We start from the raw sequence: 13192 nt of genomic DNA on the forward strand, positions 1-13192 counted from the left end.
TTCTACCGGATGTCGTCGGCGATACCGTTCTCGATGCCGAGAAATTGGTGTCCACCCGTCGCATGAACGGTGACACGGGCCGACGGCAGGGCTGCGGCGTTCAGCGCGAGGTGGTCGAACGGTACGACGTCGTCGTCACGGCAATGATGCAGCGACAGAGCGGTTTCGGGCTCGGTGTCCCCAAGCTCGTAGTCCGGCACGTCCCAGCCACGCGGCGACCAGTCCGGCATCGCGAGCACGACGGCCGTGCGAACAGGTCGCGGCTCTTCCGCCAGAACGCGTACCAGAACCGACGCGCCGAAAGAATGTGCGACGACACGGTCGTCGGGACCGAGCGCGTCCAGCCTGCGACGAAGGGGCGTCGCCCATCCCTCGAAGGACATGTCGTCGCCGGAGAATTCCGGCATGTCCGTCTCGAGACCGAGCAGCTCGCCGATGCCGTCGGCCAGGGGCCTGTCGTCGAGGTATCCCCCGGCGCCGTGGACGAAAAGCAGTCGCGCACTCATGATTTCGAAATGGTCGGCAGGGTCGACCACGGAAAGTTGATCCACCGGTCCGTTTCACGCCACGAGAAGTCGGGGGCGACGATGGACCGCGGTTTCGTGTAGATGACCGCCGACTTCACCTCGTCGGTGTGCTTCTTCAACAGTTCGACGACGAGGGCGAGCGTACGCCCGGAATCGGCTACGTCGTCGACGACGAGAAGCCGCTTGCCGACGACGGCATCGGTGTCCAGTAGCGGCTCGAGCACGATCGGGTCCGGCAGCGTCTCCTCGATGTCGGAGTAGAACTCGACGTTCAACGTCCCCGCGGCTTTGACGCCCATCGCGTAGGCGATCGCGCCCGCGGGGATGAGGCCACCGCGAGCGATGGCGATGACGATGTCCGGGACGAACCCGTCGTCGACGATCTTCTCGGTCAGCTCGCGGGATGCGGCGCCGAACGTTTCCCAGGTCAAGACTTCGCGCGCGGGTTCGCTCATGGTGGCGATTATGGCGCCTTCGGCACCCGTGCGCGCATAGTTGGCCCAGGTTGCAACTTTCCACTCACAGCCGGTTTGCCGATACAGCAAAACATGTTGCGTATTCCGCATTTCACTGGCACTCTCGTGACATGCACACACACGTCGAGCAGCCCGTCTTCGATCAGCCGTTCTGGGACAACCTCTACACCGAGCAGGCGCAGCGCTGGAGCGGCAACGCCAATCCCGTCCTCGTCACCGAGGTATCGAAGCTGACGCCGGGCAGCGCACTGGACATCGGCAGCGGCGAAGGTGGCGACGCGCGCTGGCTCGCCGATCACGGCTGGACCACCACTGGCGCCGACATCTCCGAGGTCGCGCTGCAGCGAGCACGCGACGAGCAGGGCGACCGGAACATCGAATGGCTGCACCGCGACCTTCTCGAGTGGGAGCCGACGAGCCGATACGACCTCGTCACCGCTCACTTCTTCCAGCTACCCGCCCACCAGACCGGACCCGCGTTCCAGCGCTTCGGCCGTGCCGTCGCACCCGGTGGACATCTGCTCATCGTCGGACACAGCCCGAACGACCACCTCGCGTCGCAGCACAAGCACAGTCAACTGTTGTTCGACGTCGACGCCATCACGTCTCTGTTCGACGACGCGGAATGGACGACGGTCGTCGCCGAGGACCGGCCGCGTCCGGCTGTCGATCCCGACGGCACTCCCGCCGAGCGAATGGATGTGGTGGTGCTGCTACGGCGTGCCGCGAGCTGACCGAATGTGGCTATCCGGTCACTCGGAGTGAGCGAGGGACGCCCTCGCTCTCGGGGGCGGGCGGAGGCCGGTCGGAGCGAATGTGGCCTTCCGGTCACTCGGAGTGACCGGATGTGACATTCGGTCGGGTAGCGGCGAGAGTGGACCGAATGCCGCTGAAGTACTACGTCCCGCTGACGATTTCAATGACCGCTGCACTGATCATCTTGTTCACGCCGGCGTCGGGAGTGCCCAGCGGGTTTCAGCACAGCGACAAAATCATTCACTTTCTCCTGTTCACCGCGTTGGCCTACTCGTCGCGGTTCGCGGGCATCTCGGTGGCGCGAACCGCAGCATGGATCGTCGCGTTCGCGGTGGCGTCGGAGATCTTGCAGGCCGTCCTCCCCCTCGGCCGCACCGGCGGCGTGGACGACGCGCTGTTCGATGTGCTCGGAGTTGGTGCGGGGTTGCTGATTGCTGCCGCAGCGCTTCCGACAAGCTCCCGGCAGCAGCCCACTCTGCGGCACGAATAGTGGCATCATGTGGTGAGGATCGACGACGGGAGACACGAATGCGTACCACTCTTGCCCTTGACGACGATCTTGTCGCCGAGGCTCAGCGCCTGACCGGCACCATGGAAAAAGCTGCGCTCGTCAGGGAAGCTCTCGGCGCGCTGATCGAACGTGAAAGCGCCAGAAGACTGGCACGCCTCGGCGGCACCGAGCCGGGCCTCACCAACACCCCGCGCCGCCGAAGCGAGCCCGCGTGATCCTGGTCGATACATCGATCTGGATAGACCATCTTCGTTCTGGAAACGACGACCTCGCCCACTACTTGACCATCGGTGTGGTGCTCGTTCACCCCTGGGTCACTGGAGAAATTGCTCTGGGAAACCTCCACAACCGGACCGAAATTCTCGGGTTGCTGACGAACCTTCCGCAGGCGTCCGTCGCCGAGCCCGCCGAACTCTTCACCATGATCGAACGAGAAAGACTGTACGGCCGAGGGATTGGCTTCGTGGACGTCCAATTGCTCGCCGCAACAAGGCTGACGCCTGATGCCCAGTTGTGGACACGCGACAGAAGGTTGAGCAAGACCGCCGCTGCTCTTGCAATCCGCACTGTCTCCGGGTGATCTAGATTGAGACGCACGCCCCCAGCCGAGAGGAAGTGCGCCATGAAGTTCGCCCGCTCGAAGATCGCGGCCGTCACCACAGCAATCGCCGCAAGTCTGACGTTCGGCGCGGGCACGGCCGTCGCACAGGATCTGCCGACGGTCGTGCTGGTGCACGGCGCCTTCGCCGACGCCTCCAGCTGGGACGGTGTCGCCGGCGACCTTCGCGCGCGCGGCTATGACGTCGTCGTCCCCGACAATCCGCTGCGCGGACCCGGCTTCGATTCCGACGCGATCGAGAAGGTCGTGAACGGCATTACAGGGCCGGTGGTGCTCGTCGGACATTCCTACGGCGGAACCGTCATCACCAACGTGCATTCGCCGAACGTCGAATCGTTGGTCTACGTTGCCGCGTTCGTACCTGCGGCCGGCGAACCCGCGGCACTGGCGTTGGATCCGTTCCGGTTCGGACTGACCTCGCTACTACCGCCGGTGCTCGGGCTCGAGGTCGTCGAAGACTCGTCCAACATTCTCGGGAAGAACGTCGATTCCTTCATCGAGCCGACGCTGTTCAAGCAGTATTTCGCGCCCGACGTCAGCGACGAACAGGCCGCGAAAATGATTGCGACCCAGAAGTCCATCGCCGCGGTGGCCCTTGTCGAACCGAGCGAGCCGCCGTCGTGGGCAGACACACCGAGCTGGGCGCTGATCCCCCAGCAGGATCAGATCATTCCACCGGCGTCGGAGAAATTCATGGCCGAGCGTGCCGGCGCGAAAATCACCGAGGCACCCGGGTCGCACGCGATTCTCGTGTCGAACCCGGGTGCCGTCGTCGATCTGGTGATTCAGGCGTCATAGGCGCTCAGCGCACGTGCGCCGTCAGGCGCTCAACACACGCAGGTGTTCGTCGCCACCGCCGAGGGTGTGCTCGATCGCCACCAACCGCGAAACATAGTGTCCCACCGGGTATTCTGCGGTGACGCCGATTCCACCGTGCAGCTGGATCGCCTCCTGCCCCAGCTTGCGCGACGACCGTGAGATCTGCAGCTTCGCACGCGACGCGACCGTCGGATCCACGACGCCGTCGGCCAGATTCATCGTTGCGTAGAGCGACATGCTGCGTGCCAGTTCGAGCAGCACGTACATGTCCGCCGCACGGAACGTCAACGCCTGGAACTTCGCGAGCGGAACGCCGAACTGCTTGCGCTGCTTCAGATAATCCGTCGTCAACCGCAATGCCTCTTCCATCGCGCCGACGGCCTCGGCGCACAGGGCAGCCTGCGCCCGCACCTCCGACGCGACGATGGCATCGGTCGCGTCCGAGCCCTCACCCAGCGGTTCCGCAGCGACGTCCGAGAAGGACAGCTGTGCCGCACGCCCACCGTCGTGCGTGCGATACCCCTTGCGCGTCAGTCCCTGTGCGTCACCGTCGACCAGGAACAGTCCGACGCCACCGCCGGGCAACGCCGCACTGACGACCAGAAGGTCGGCACTAGCGCCGTGCGGAACCGGGTTCTTGACCCCGTTCAACGCCCAGGACCCGCCGTCCTCGGTCGCGGACACCGTGACGTCGATGTGCGGCCAGCGACTGCCGGTCTCGTTGTGCGCGAAGGCAAGCAGCGTCGTTCCCTCGGCCACGCCCGGTAGGATTCGCCCCCGCTGATCCGTGCTCCCGACGTCGGCGATCAATCCGCCGGGGACGAGCACCGCGTCGAGAATCGGCTCGGGTGCCAGGCGTCGTCCGACCTCGGTCATGACGGCCATGATCTCGACGGGACCCGCGTCCATGCCGCCGTCGTCCTCGGAGAAACTCAGACCCAGCAGGCCGACCTCGGCGAGCTGCTTCCACACGTCGGTCGACCAGCCTGGGTCGTCGGCGACGATCTTGTTTCGTTTTTCCGTGTCGTACGCCCTGACGAGCACCTCACGGGTGGTGTCTCGGAGAAGTTTCTGTTCTTCGTTCAGTTCGAAATCCATGGCTGAAACCTCACAATCCGAGAATCGTCGACGAGATGATCTGACGCTGCACTTCGTTGGAACCGCCGTAGATCGACACCTTGCGGTAATTGAGATACGTGGGCACCGATCGCTGTGCCCAGCCCTCGCTCTCGATGTCGTCTCCCGCCTCGTACGGCAGCGAATCCGGGCCTGCGATGTCCATCAGCAATTCGGTGACGGCTTGCTGCAGCTCGGATCCGCGCAGTTTCAGAATGGACGACGCCGGATTGGGCTTGCCGTCCGAACTACCCGACACCAAGCGCAGCTGGGTGATGTCCAGTGCCACGATGTCGTTCTCGAGTTCCGCGATGCGCGCGGCGAACAGCGGATCGTCGAGGAGCGTGCCGGTGCCGAGTTTCGTTGCCGCAGCGTGCTTCTTGGCCTCTTCCAGAGCAACCTTGGTGTGGCCGAGCCTGGTGATGCCGGTGCGCTCGTTGCCGAGCAGGAACTTCGCGTAGCTCCAGCCCTGATTCTCTTCTCCGACAAGGTTTTCCGCCGGAACGCGGACGTTCTCGAAGAACACCTCGTTGACCTCGACGCTACCGTCGATGAGCTTGATGGGGCGGACCGTGATGCCGGGAGTCTTCAGATCGATCAACAGGAAGGAGATGCCCGCCTGCTTCTTGGGCGCATCCGGGTTGGTGCGCACGAGAGCGAAGATCCAGTCGGCGTACTGGCCGAGCGTCGTCCACGTCTTCTGGCCGTTGACGATGTAGTCGTCGCCGTCACGGGTAGCCGTCGTGCGCAACGACGCGAGATCCGAACCCGCCTCCGGCTCGGAGAACCCTTGACACCACCAGACGTCCAGATTCGCGGTCTTCGGGAGGAACTTCTCCTTCTGTTCCTGCGAACCGAAGGTCGCGATGACCGGACCGACCATCGACGCGTTGAACGTCAACGGCTCCGGCACCGACGCCAGCTGCATCTCGTCGAGCCAGATGTGCCGCTGCGCGTCCGTCCAATCCCGTCCACCGAACTCCGTCGGCCAATGCGGAACAGCGAGTCCGTTCGCGTTCAAGATCCGCATCGTCGTCACCACGTCTTCTTTGGTGAGCTCGACCCCCACCCTGTTCTTCTCGCGGATCTCCGCGGGAATCTCGGTGGTGAAGAACGTCCGCATCTCGTCACGAAACGCAGCTTCCTCTTCTGTCAGGGCAAGATTCATTCTGGTCCCTCCGCTTCTAGCACCACAGCTGTCACCTCGACCGTACTCTCCGGTAACTGGTCTATTCTGCAGTAACTATGACTTTTCTGGCTCTGGTGCGGCACGGCGAAACCGACTGGAATCTGCACGGGCGCCTGCAGGGAAGCTCGGACATCCCGCTCAACTCGACGGGACGTGCGCAGGCACGCGAAGCCGGGTACGAACTCGACGATCGCCAGTGGGACCTGCTCGTGAGCTCGCCGCTCTCTCGGGCCGCCGAGACCGCCGACATCATCGGCACGCACCTCGGCATCGAACGCACGGCGACGTACCCCGATCTCGCCGAACGTCACTTCGGCGAGGCCGAGGGATTCACCGACTACGACGCCTACTCACGGTGGCCGCACGGCATGTATCCCGGATTGGAACCCCGCCGGGACCTGATGGTTCGCGGTGTCCGAGCCGTCGACGAGATCGCGTCGACGCATCCGGACAAGTCGGTCATCGCCGTCGCGCACGGCGGGGTCATTCGCGCGATACTCGACGCAATCTGCGGGGTCGCGTCGCCACGCATTCTCAACTGTGGTGTGTCGACACTGACGCACGACGGGACCGAATGGACCGTGGAGACGATCAACGGTGTAGCCGCTCGAAGGGTGTGGTGACATGGAGATCGAACGACGAATCGACGAACTCGGGTTCGTGCTGCCCGAGCCGCCTCGGGCTCCCGAAGGGTTCGAGTTCGCTTTCGAGTGGGTTCGGGTATGCGGCAGCCGTGTCTTCGTCTCCGGCCATTCCCCGCAACACGCGGACGGCACCCTCGCGGGCCCGTTCGGGGCCGTCCCGTCGGAGGTCTCGGTCGACGACGCCACCGACGCCGCGAGGGACACAGCGCTGGCCGCGCTGGCGAGTATCAAACGCGCCATCGGTGATCTCGATCGGATCAGCGCGTGGCTCACCGTCTCCGGCAGTGTCAACGCAGACCACGGATTTACGCAGACCACGACGGTGATGAACGGCTTCTCGGACCTCATCGTCCAGGTGTTCGGACCCGAGATCGGAGCACATGCGCGTTCCGCGATCGGAGTGGCTGCGCTACCGATGAACAACGCCGTGGTTGTATCGGCGGAGATCGAAATCGACGGCTAGAGAGGCCCAATGAAGCGCGCGTTTGCATTACTGGCCGCCATCGCTGCGCTGCTGGCCGTGGCCGGGTGCGGATCGTCGTCGGGACCGTTGCTCGAACAGATCGAGGACAAGGGTGTCATCGTCGTCGGCACCGAAGGGACCTACAGTCCGTTCAGTTTCCAGGGTTCCGACGGACAGCTGACCGGCTACGACATCGACGTCGTCGACGCGGTTGCGCAGGAATTGGGCGTGCGCGTCGAGTTCGTGCAGACACCGTTCGACTCGATCTTCGCCGGCCTGGAGTCCCAGCGCTTCGACCTGATCGCGAACCAGGTGACGATCAACCCCGAGCGACAAGGCGCCTACGACCTGTCCAAGCCGTACACCGTGTCCGAGGGCGAAATTCTCACGACGGCAGCGAATACGTCGATCACCTCCACCGCCGACCTCGCGGGAAAGACGACAGCACAATCGTCGACGAGCAACTGGGCCGGAGTCGCTTCCGACGCGGGTGCGAACGTCGAGGCCGTCGAAGGATTCGTTCAGGCCGTCACGCTCGTCAAGGACGGACGTGTCGACGCCACCGTCAACGACAGCCTCGCGATCGCCGAGTACCTGAAGACGACGGGCGACACCGGGGTCAAGGTCGCCGCCCAGACCGGCGACACCAGCTACCAGGCGTTCGTCGCCCGCAAGGACACCGGGCTGATGGACGAGATCGATTCGGCCATCGACACGTTGCAGGCCGACGGCACTCTTGCGCAGATCTCCGAGAAGTACTTCGGCTCCGACGTCGCCGCACCCACCGCGGACACACAGGCGCCGACGTCCGACGCGGCCGCGTCGGACGGCCGATCGAAACTCGATCTGATTCTCGACAACCTGTGGCCGATGCTGAAAGCCACTGTCACGATGACCATTCCGCTGACCGCGATCAGCTTCGTGATCGGTCTGGTGATCGCGCTCGCTGTCGCCCTGGCGCGGATCTCGTCGAACAAGGCTTTGTCTGCCGTTGCGCGGTTCTACGTCTCGATCATCCGCGGCACTCCCCTGCTGCTGCAACTGTTCATCGTGTTCTACGCGCTGCCCGAGCTCGGGGTGGTGATCGATCCGTTCCCTGCTGCGGTCGTCGCATTCAGTCTGAACGTCGGCGGTTATGCGGCCGAGGTGATCAGAGCCGCGATACTCAGCGTGCCGAAGGGCCAGTGGGAGGCGGCCGAGACGATCGGCATGGGCTATCGGACGTCGTTGCAGCGCATCATTCTTCCGCAGGCATTACGTACCGCCGTCCCGCCGCTGTCCAACACGTTGATCTCGTTGCTCAAGGACACCTCGCTCGCGTCGACCATTCTGGTGACCGAGTTGCTGCGCGTCGCACAGCTCGCGGCGGCACCGACGTTCGACTTCTTCGCGCTGTACAGCGTTGCGGCGATCTACTACTGGATCATCTGCATGATCCTCTCGTTCTTCCAAGGCAAACTCGAAGTCCGACTCGACAGGTATGTGACGAAATGACCGATCTGCTCGACGTACAGGGTCTGCGTAAATCGTTCGGGGACAACGAAGTCCTGAAGGACGTGTCGTTCTCGGTCCCGGCAGGCACGGTGACCGTCGTCATCGGGCCGTCGGGGTCCGGTAAGACGACGGTGCTCCGGGCGTTGAACGCGTTGGATCCGGCGGACGCGGGGATGATCCGGATCGGTGACGTGACGGTCGATTTCAGCTCGTCGGTCAGCTCGGCATCGCTCCGCGCCTACCGTGCCCAGAGCGGCATGGTGTTCCAACAACACAACCTCTTCCCACACAAGACGGTGCTGCAGAACGTGATCGAGGGTCCCGTGATCGTGCAGAAGCGGCCGAAGGACGACGCCATCGCCGACGCGCGCGAGCTGCTGAAGCAAGTCGGTCTGGCCGAGAAAGCCGACCAGTACCCGTTTCAGCTGTCGGGCGGTCAGCAACAGCGCGTCGGAATCGCGCGGGCGTTGGCGTTGAAGCCGAAGCTGATGCTGTTCGACGAGCCGACGTCGGCTCTGGATCCCGAACTGGTGGGCGAAGTGCTGTCCGTGATCAAAGGCCTTGCTGCGCAGGGGTGGACGATGGTCGTCGTGACACACGAGATCCGCTTCGCCGAACAGGTGGCCGACGACGTGTTGTTCATCGAGGGTGGCGTCGTTGTCGAGCGGGGTGCGCCGGCGAAGGTCCTACGGGATCCGTCGGAGGCCAGGACCAGGAAGTTTCTGGAGCGAATCCTCATGTGAGTGCGAATGTATAGCCCTCTGTACATTCGCACTCACAGGTGCGGCAGCACCTTGTCCACGGTGATCGGGAAATCTCGCACCCGCACACCCGTCGCGTGGTAGACGGCGTTGCCGATCGCCGCCGGTGAGCCGACGATACCGATCTCGCCGATCCCCTTGCCGCCCATCGGATTCAGCTCGTCGTCGTTCTCCTCGACCCAGATCGCTTCGATGTCGGGCGTGTCCGCGCACACAGGCACGTGATACTCGGCGAGGTCGTGGTTGGAGAAGCCACCGAATTCGCGATCGGTGTTGCCCACCTCCATCAGTGCCATTCCGAGCCCGAACGTCATCCCGCCGATCAGCTGCGATCGCGCCAACCTCGGGTTCATCACCCGCCCGATCCCGTAGACGCCGAGCATGCGCCTCACCCTCACCTCACCGGTGTCGACGTCGACCTCCACCTCGGCGAAGTGCGCGCCGAACGCCATGCGCGCCAGCTCTTTCTGCTCTTCCAGGTCGTCGGAGGTGTCGACGGACACCTCGGCAGGCCCTGTCGCATCGGCGATCGGCCCTACCTGTTCGACGAGCGTCCTGCACGCCTTGGTGACGGCCCAGCCCCACGACGAGGTTCCCGAAGAACCGCCGGCGCCAGGCGCTTTCGGCAGCGCGCTGTCACCGAGCTTCAGCTCGACGCGATCGGCGGATACGTCGAGCGCATCGGCGGCGATCTGCCGCAGCACCGTCCGCGCTCCGGTACCGATGTCCGACGCGGCCACGGACACCGTGATCGAGCCGTCCTCACCCAGCGACGCCGACGCCGACGACGGACTGATCAGCACGGGATAACTCGCCGTGGCGACACCCATCCCGATCAGTGTGCGGCCGTCGCGTCGGTGACCGGGGCGAGGGTCGCGCTCGGACCACCCGAATCGCTCGGCACCGGTACGAAGACACTCGACGAGGCTGCGCGACGAGAATCGGTTGCCGCTCGCGGGATCGACATCGGGTTCGTTCAGGATTCTCAACTCGATCGGATCGATGCCGACGGCGTAGGACAACTCGTCGATCGCCGTCTCCTGCGCGAGCATTCCGGGCGCCTCCCCCGGCGCGCGCATCCACCGCGGCGTCGGAACGTCCAGGACGGCCAACCGATGCGTCGTACGACGGTTCGGCGACGCGTAGATGTGGCGCGACGACTCGGACGTCTGTTCACAGAACTCGAACACATGCGACGTCTGCTGGAACGAATCATGCACGAGCGCGGTGAGTTTGCCGTTCTCGTCGGCACCGAGGCGGAAACGGCTGATAGTCGGCGTGCGATATCCGACGAGATCGAACAGCGACTGCCGCGGCAGTGCGAGCTTGATCTTTCGTCCGGTCGCACGGGCCGCCATCGCCGCCAACACCGCGTTGGGCCGCGTGCTGCCCTTGGAGCCGAAACCGCCGCCGACGTTCTCGGACACGACCCGCACCGCCGAGGAGTCGAGACCGAAGAGGGTCGCGAGATCGCCTTGCACCCCGGACGGCGCCTGCGTCGAATCCCAGACGGTCAGAACGCCGTTCGACCACTCGGCAGTAGTTGCGTGTGGTTCCATCGGGTTGTTGTGATTGGCCGCCGTCGAATACCACCGGTCGACGACATGAGTCGCCGACGCCAGCGCCGCATCGGGGTCTCCTTCGGTCACGTCCGTCGGAAATCCTGCGTTGACCGACTCCGGCGCGAACAGCGACGGATGCTCGGCGGACAGACCGTTGTCCGGCGTCTGCTCGTCCGCATAGGTGACCTGGACGCGTTCCGCTGCGTTCCACGCCGCTTCCAGCGAGTCGGCGACGACGATCGCCACCACCTGACCGCGGTAGGACACCCGATCCGATTGCAGCACAGCGAGTTCGCCGTCCTCGATCTCTCCGAGCTTCTCCGCGTTGCGGTGCCAGAGCAGGGTGACGGCACCGTCGGCTCGCACGTCGACGATCCTGCCCGTGGGTATCGTCGCGGGCACGATGGCGCAGTAAGCCGTGGCCGCGTCGACCGGTTGGTCGACTGCGTACCGCGCAGCACCGGTGACCTTGGCGATGCTCTCGGTGCGCGCGAGGGGCTGACCGATGGCTGCCGTGCTCATACCGATGCCTCCCTGCGGGTCAGTTCGGTCAACGCCTCGGTCACGAGATTGCGAACCAACGGGATCTTGAACGTGTTGTCGCGCAACGGATGTGCCGCCTTCAATTCGAGATCGATGGCCTCTCTGAACACCTCGTGCTTGGCGAGGCGCCCCAGCAGATCCCCCTCGGCCGTGTATGCACGCCACGGCTTGTGCGCAACACCGCCGAGCGCGATGCGCGCCTCGGTCACCTGGCCGTCCTCCACCCGCAACACCGCCGCCACGGACGCCAGCGCGAACGCATACGACGCCCGGTCGCGCACTTTGCGGTACATCGACATCGTGCCTGCGGGCAGCGCGGGAATGCGAAGACCGGTGACGATCTCGTCGTGTTCGATCCTGGTGTCCTTCTGCGGCGTATCGCCGGGCAGGCGGTAGAGCTCGCCGATCGGAACCGTGCGTGTCCCACCGGGTCCCGCGACGACGACGACTGCATCGAGCGCCGTGAGCGCGACCGCCATGTCGGAGGGGTGCGTCGCAACGCAGTGCTCCGACGCCCCGAGAATGGCGAGGTTGCGATGCTCACCCTCGATTGCGGGACAACCGGATCCGGGCTCACGCTTGTTGCACGGCTTGCTCGCGTCCATGAAGTAGACGCAACGGGTGCGCTGGAACAGGTTGCCGCCGGTCGTGGCCATGTTGCGGAGCTGGCCCGACGCGCCGGACAGCAACGCTCGCGACAGCACCGGATAACGGCTGCGCACAACGGGATGCACAGCCAGATCGCTGTTGGTGACCGCAGCACCGACGTGCAGACAACCGTCGTCGGCGACGTCGATCTCGGTCAGCGGCAGGCGTGACACGTCGACGAGCGAGGACGGCTGCGTCGCACCGAGTTTCATCAGATCGACGAGGTTCGTTCCGCCACCGAGAAGAGAGGCGCCCGGGTCGGCAGCGAGTCGGGCTATGGCGTCGTCGACATCGGTTGCGACGTCGTAGGCGAACGTCCTCATCGGCCTGCCTCCAGCACCGCCGGAATGATGTTCGCGTAGGCGCCGCATCGGCAGAGGTTGCCGCTCATGCGTTCGCGGACCTCGTCGCGATCGAGTTCGACGTCGGCCTCGGGCGGGTCGTCGGTGACCGCGCTGGGCCACCCCTGTTTGGCTTCTTCGAGCATGCCGACGGCGGAGCAGATCTGTCCCGACGTGCAGTAGCCACACTGGAACGCGTCGTTGTCGATGAAGGCCTGCTGGACCGGGTGAAGAACATCTCCGTCGGCGAGACCTTCGACGGTGGTGATGTCACGGCCCTGGTACCCGATCGCCAAGGCAAGGCAACTGTTGATGCGCCTGCCGTCGACCAGGACCGTGCACGCGCCGCACTGTCCGTGATCGCAGCCCTTCTTGGCGCCGACGAGGTCGAGATGTTCGCGGAGTGCATCGAGCAGCGTGGTCCGCACGTCGCAGTCGATGTCGTGGTCGGCGCCGTTCACGCGGAGTGTGACTCTGCTCATGGCCGCTCGGTTACCCTGCGCCTGGGCCGTCAAACGTTCAAACGCCCTGCGGCCCAACGAAGGTTAGGGTATCCAAAAGATTACCCGTGCGCGCGAATGTATAGCGGGCTATACGGCGGTCTCAAGCGGTCATCGCAACGAGCGTCTTGTCGTATGCCTTCAGAGGAGTATCCCATCCGAGGGTCCTACGAGGACGGTTGTTGAGTAGGTCCTCGACCTCGGCGAGCCGTTCCGGGGAGTG

16 protein-coding genes are annotated in these 13192 nt (G+C 64.6%); 9 read left to right on the forward strand and 7 right to left on the reverse strand.

The features are described from left to right. Positions 1-2: 2 nt before the first annotated feature. Both RhoFasB10_RS10540 and RhoFasB10_RS10545 read right to left on the reverse strand, forming a co-directional pair. On the reverse strand, positions 3-506 hold the full coding sequence (locus RhoFasB10_RS10540; RefSeq protein ID WP_167676355.1) for an alpha/beta hydrolase: 504 nt from the start codon (positions 504-506) through the stop codon (positions 3-5). Continuing rightward, positions 503-982, reverse strand: a complete 480-nt coding sequence (locus RhoFasB10_RS10545; RefSeq protein WP_167676357.1) for a phosphoribosyltransferase — start codon at positions 980-982, stop codon at positions 503-505. Before RhoFasB10_RS10545 ends, RhoFasB10_RS10540 begins: the two co-directional genes overlap by 4 nt. Before the next feature lie 131 nt (positions 983-1113). Between RhoFasB10_RS10545 and RhoFasB10_RS10550 the strand changes: the two genes are divergently transcribed. The 5 genes from RhoFasB10_RS10550 to RhoFasB10_RS10570 all read left to right on the forward strand — a co-directional run bounded on the left by RhoFasB10_RS10550 (position 1114) and on the right by RhoFasB10_RS10570 (position 3687). Further along, on the forward strand, positions 1114-1737 hold the full coding sequence (locus RhoFasB10_RS10550; RefSeq protein ID WP_167676359.1) for a class I SAM-dependent methyltransferase: 624 nt from the start codon (positions 1114-1116) through the stop codon (positions 1735-1737). Between the two features lie 149 nt (positions 1738-1886). Further along, positions 1887-2249, forward strand: coding sequence for a VanZ family protein (locus RhoFasB10_RS10555; RefSeq protein WP_068427063.1), 363 nt, complete (start codon positions 1887-1889; stop codon positions 2247-2249). A gap of 38 nt (positions 2250-2287) precedes the next feature. Beyond that, positions 2288-2485 carry a type II toxin-antitoxin system VapB family antitoxin gene (locus tag RhoFasB10_RS10560; RefSeq protein WP_068427065.1) on the forward strand — a complete coding sequence of 66 codons (198 nt, stop codon included), beginning with the start codon at positions 2288-2290 and terminating at the stop codon, positions 2483-2485. Beyond that, complete coding sequence (locus RhoFasB10_RS10565) at positions 2482-2850, forward strand: type II toxin-antitoxin system VapC family toxin (RefSeq protein ID WP_068427067.1); 369 nt, start codon at positions 2482-2484, stop codon at positions 2848-2850. Before RhoFasB10_RS10560 ends, RhoFasB10_RS10565 begins: the two co-directional genes overlap by 4 nt. A gap of 42 nt (positions 2851-2892) precedes the next feature. Next, the gene (locus RhoFasB10_RS10570; RefSeq protein WP_068427069.1) at positions 2893-3687 is read left to right on the forward strand and encodes an alpha/beta hydrolase; all 795 of its coding nucleotides are present in this window, start codon (positions 2893-2895) and stop codon (positions 3685-3687) included. A 21-nt stretch (positions 3688-3708) separates the two neighbouring features. Here RhoFasB10_RS10570 and RhoFasB10_RS10575 read toward each other — a convergent pair whose 3' ends face one another. Continuing rightward, positions 3709-4806 (reverse strand): acyl-CoA dehydrogenase family protein, encoded by a 1098-nt coding sequence (locus RhoFasB10_RS10575; RefSeq protein ID WP_068427070.1) that lies wholly within the window; start codon positions 4804-4806, stop codon positions 3709-3711. Positions 4807-4816: 10 nt separating this feature from the next. Further along, positions 4817-5992, reverse strand: coding sequence for an acyl-CoA dehydrogenase family protein (locus RhoFasB10_RS10580; RefSeq protein WP_167676361.1), 1176 nt, complete (start codon positions 5990-5992; stop codon positions 4817-4819). Positions 5993-6069: 77 nt separating this feature from the next. Between RhoFasB10_RS10580 and RhoFasB10_RS10585 the strand changes: the two genes are divergently transcribed. Genes RhoFasB10_RS10585 through RhoFasB10_RS10600 form a run of 4 tightly spaced genes read left to right on the forward strand, consistent with a single transcriptional unit; the run spans position 6070 to position 9357 of the window. Next, a complete protein-coding gene (locus tag RhoFasB10_RS10585) occupies positions 6070-6636 on the forward strand; it encodes a histidine phosphatase family protein (protein WP_167676363.1) in 567 nt (188 codons plus the stop codon). A 1-nt stretch (position 6637) separates the two neighbouring features. After that, on the forward strand, positions 6638-7120 hold the full coding sequence (locus RhoFasB10_RS10590; RefSeq protein WP_068427076.1) for a RidA family protein: 483 nt from the start codon (positions 6638-6640) through the stop codon (positions 7118-7120). A 9-nt stretch (positions 7121-7129) separates the two neighbouring features. After that, positions 7130-8614, forward strand: a complete 1485-nt coding sequence (locus RhoFasB10_RS10595; protein WP_167676364.1) for an ABC transporter permease subunit — start codon at positions 7130-7132, stop codon at positions 8612-8614. Then, complete coding sequence (locus tag RhoFasB10_RS10600; RefSeq protein ID WP_167676365.1) at positions 8611-9357, forward strand: amino acid ABC transporter ATP-binding protein; 747 nt, start codon at positions 8611-8613, stop codon at positions 9355-9357. The genes RhoFasB10_RS10595 and RhoFasB10_RS10600 overlap by 4 nt, the downstream gene beginning before the upstream one ends. A gap of 32 nt (positions 9358-9389) precedes the next feature. Here RhoFasB10_RS10600 and RhoFasB10_RS10605 read toward each other — a convergent pair whose 3' ends face one another. The 3 genes from RhoFasB10_RS10605 to RhoFasB10_RS10615 are packed head-to-tail and all read right to left on the reverse strand — an operon-like array spanning position 9390 to position 12951. Beyond that, entirely contained in the window at positions 9390-11459 is a 2070-nt protein-coding gene (locus RhoFasB10_RS10605) for a xanthine dehydrogenase family protein molybdopterin-binding subunit (RefSeq protein WP_167676366.1), read from the reverse strand. Beyond that, positions 11456-12451 carry a xanthine dehydrogenase family protein subunit M gene (locus RhoFasB10_RS10610; RefSeq protein ID WP_114328558.1) on the reverse strand — a complete coding sequence of 332 codons (996 nt, stop codon included), beginning with the start codon at positions 12449-12451 and terminating at the stop codon, positions 11456-11458. Before RhoFasB10_RS10610 ends, RhoFasB10_RS10605 begins: the two co-directional genes overlap by 4 nt. After that, the gene (locus tag RhoFasB10_RS10615; protein WP_167676367.1) at positions 12448-12951 is read right to left on the reverse strand and encodes a 2Fe-2S iron-sulfur cluster-binding protein; all 504 of its coding nucleotides are present in this window, start codon (positions 12949-12951) and stop codon (positions 12448-12450) included. The genes RhoFasB10_RS10610 and RhoFasB10_RS10615 overlap by 4 nt, the downstream gene beginning before the upstream one ends. Between the last annotated feature and the right edge of the window lie 241 nt (positions 12952-13192).

This window comes from Rhodococcus sp. B10 (genome assembly GCF_011770055.1).
GTDB classification, from domain to species: Bacteria; Actinomycetota; Actinomycetes; order Mycobacteriales; family Mycobacteriaceae; genus Rhodococcoides; species Rhodococcoides kyotonensis_B.

Coding starts and splice junctions, on each gene's coding strand:
- RhoFasB10_RS10540 (WP_167676355.1), bottom strand. CDS start 506: ATGAGTGCGCGACTGCTTTTCGTCCACGGCGCCGGGGGATACCTCGAC.
- RhoFasB10_RS10545 (WP_167676357.1), bottom strand. CDS start 982: ATGAGCGAACCCGCGCGCGAAGTCTTGACCTGGGAAACGTTCGGCGCC.
- RhoFasB10_RS10550 (WP_167676359.1), top strand. CDS start 1,114: ATGCACACACACGTCGAGCAGCCCGTCTTCGATCAGCCGTTCTGGGAC.
- RhoFasB10_RS10555 (WP_068427063.1), top strand. CDS start 1,887: ATGCCGCTGAAGTACTACGTCCCGCTGACGATTTCAATGACCGCTGCA.
- RhoFasB10_RS10560 (WP_068427065.1), top strand. CDS start 2,288: ATGCGTACCACTCTTGCCCTTGACGACGATCTTGTCGCCGAGGCTCAG.
- RhoFasB10_RS10570 (WP_068427069.1), top strand. CDS start 2,893: ATGAAGTTCGCCCGCTCGAAGATCGCGGCCGTCACCACAGCAATCGCC.
- RhoFasB10_RS10575 (WP_068427070.1), bottom strand. CDS start 4,806: ATGGATTTCGAACTGAACGAAGAACAGAAACTTCTCCGAGACACCACC.
- RhoFasB10_RS10580 (WP_167676361.1), bottom strand. CDS start 5,992: ATGAATCTTGCCCTGACAGAAGAGGAAGCTGCGTTTCGTGACGAGATG.
- RhoFasB10_RS10585 (WP_167676363.1), top strand. CDS start 6,070: ATGACTTTTCTGGCTCTGGTGCGGCACGGCGAAACCGACTGGAATCTG.
- RhoFasB10_RS10590 (WP_068427076.1), top strand. CDS start 6,638: ATGGAGATCGAACGACGAATCGACGAACTCGGGTTCGTGCTGCCCGAG.
- RhoFasB10_RS10595 (WP_167676364.1), top strand. CDS start 7,130: ATGAAGCGCGCGTTTGCATTACTGGCCGCCATCGCTGCGCTGCTGGCC.
- RhoFasB10_RS10600 (WP_167676365.1), top strand. CDS start 8,611: ATGACCGATCTGCTCGACGTACAGGGTCTGCGTAAATCGTTCGGGGAC.
- RhoFasB10_RS10605 (WP_167676366.1), bottom strand. CDS start 11,459: ATGAGCACGGCAGCCATCGGTCAGCCCCTCGCGCGCACCGAGAGCATC.
- RhoFasB10_RS10610 (WP_114328558.1), bottom strand. CDS start 12,451: ATGAGGACGTTCGCCTACGACGTCGCAACCGATGTCGACGACGCCATA.
- RhoFasB10_RS10615 (WP_167676367.1), bottom strand. CDS start 12,951: ATGAGCAGAGTCACACTCCGCGTGAACGGCGCCGACCACGACATCGAC.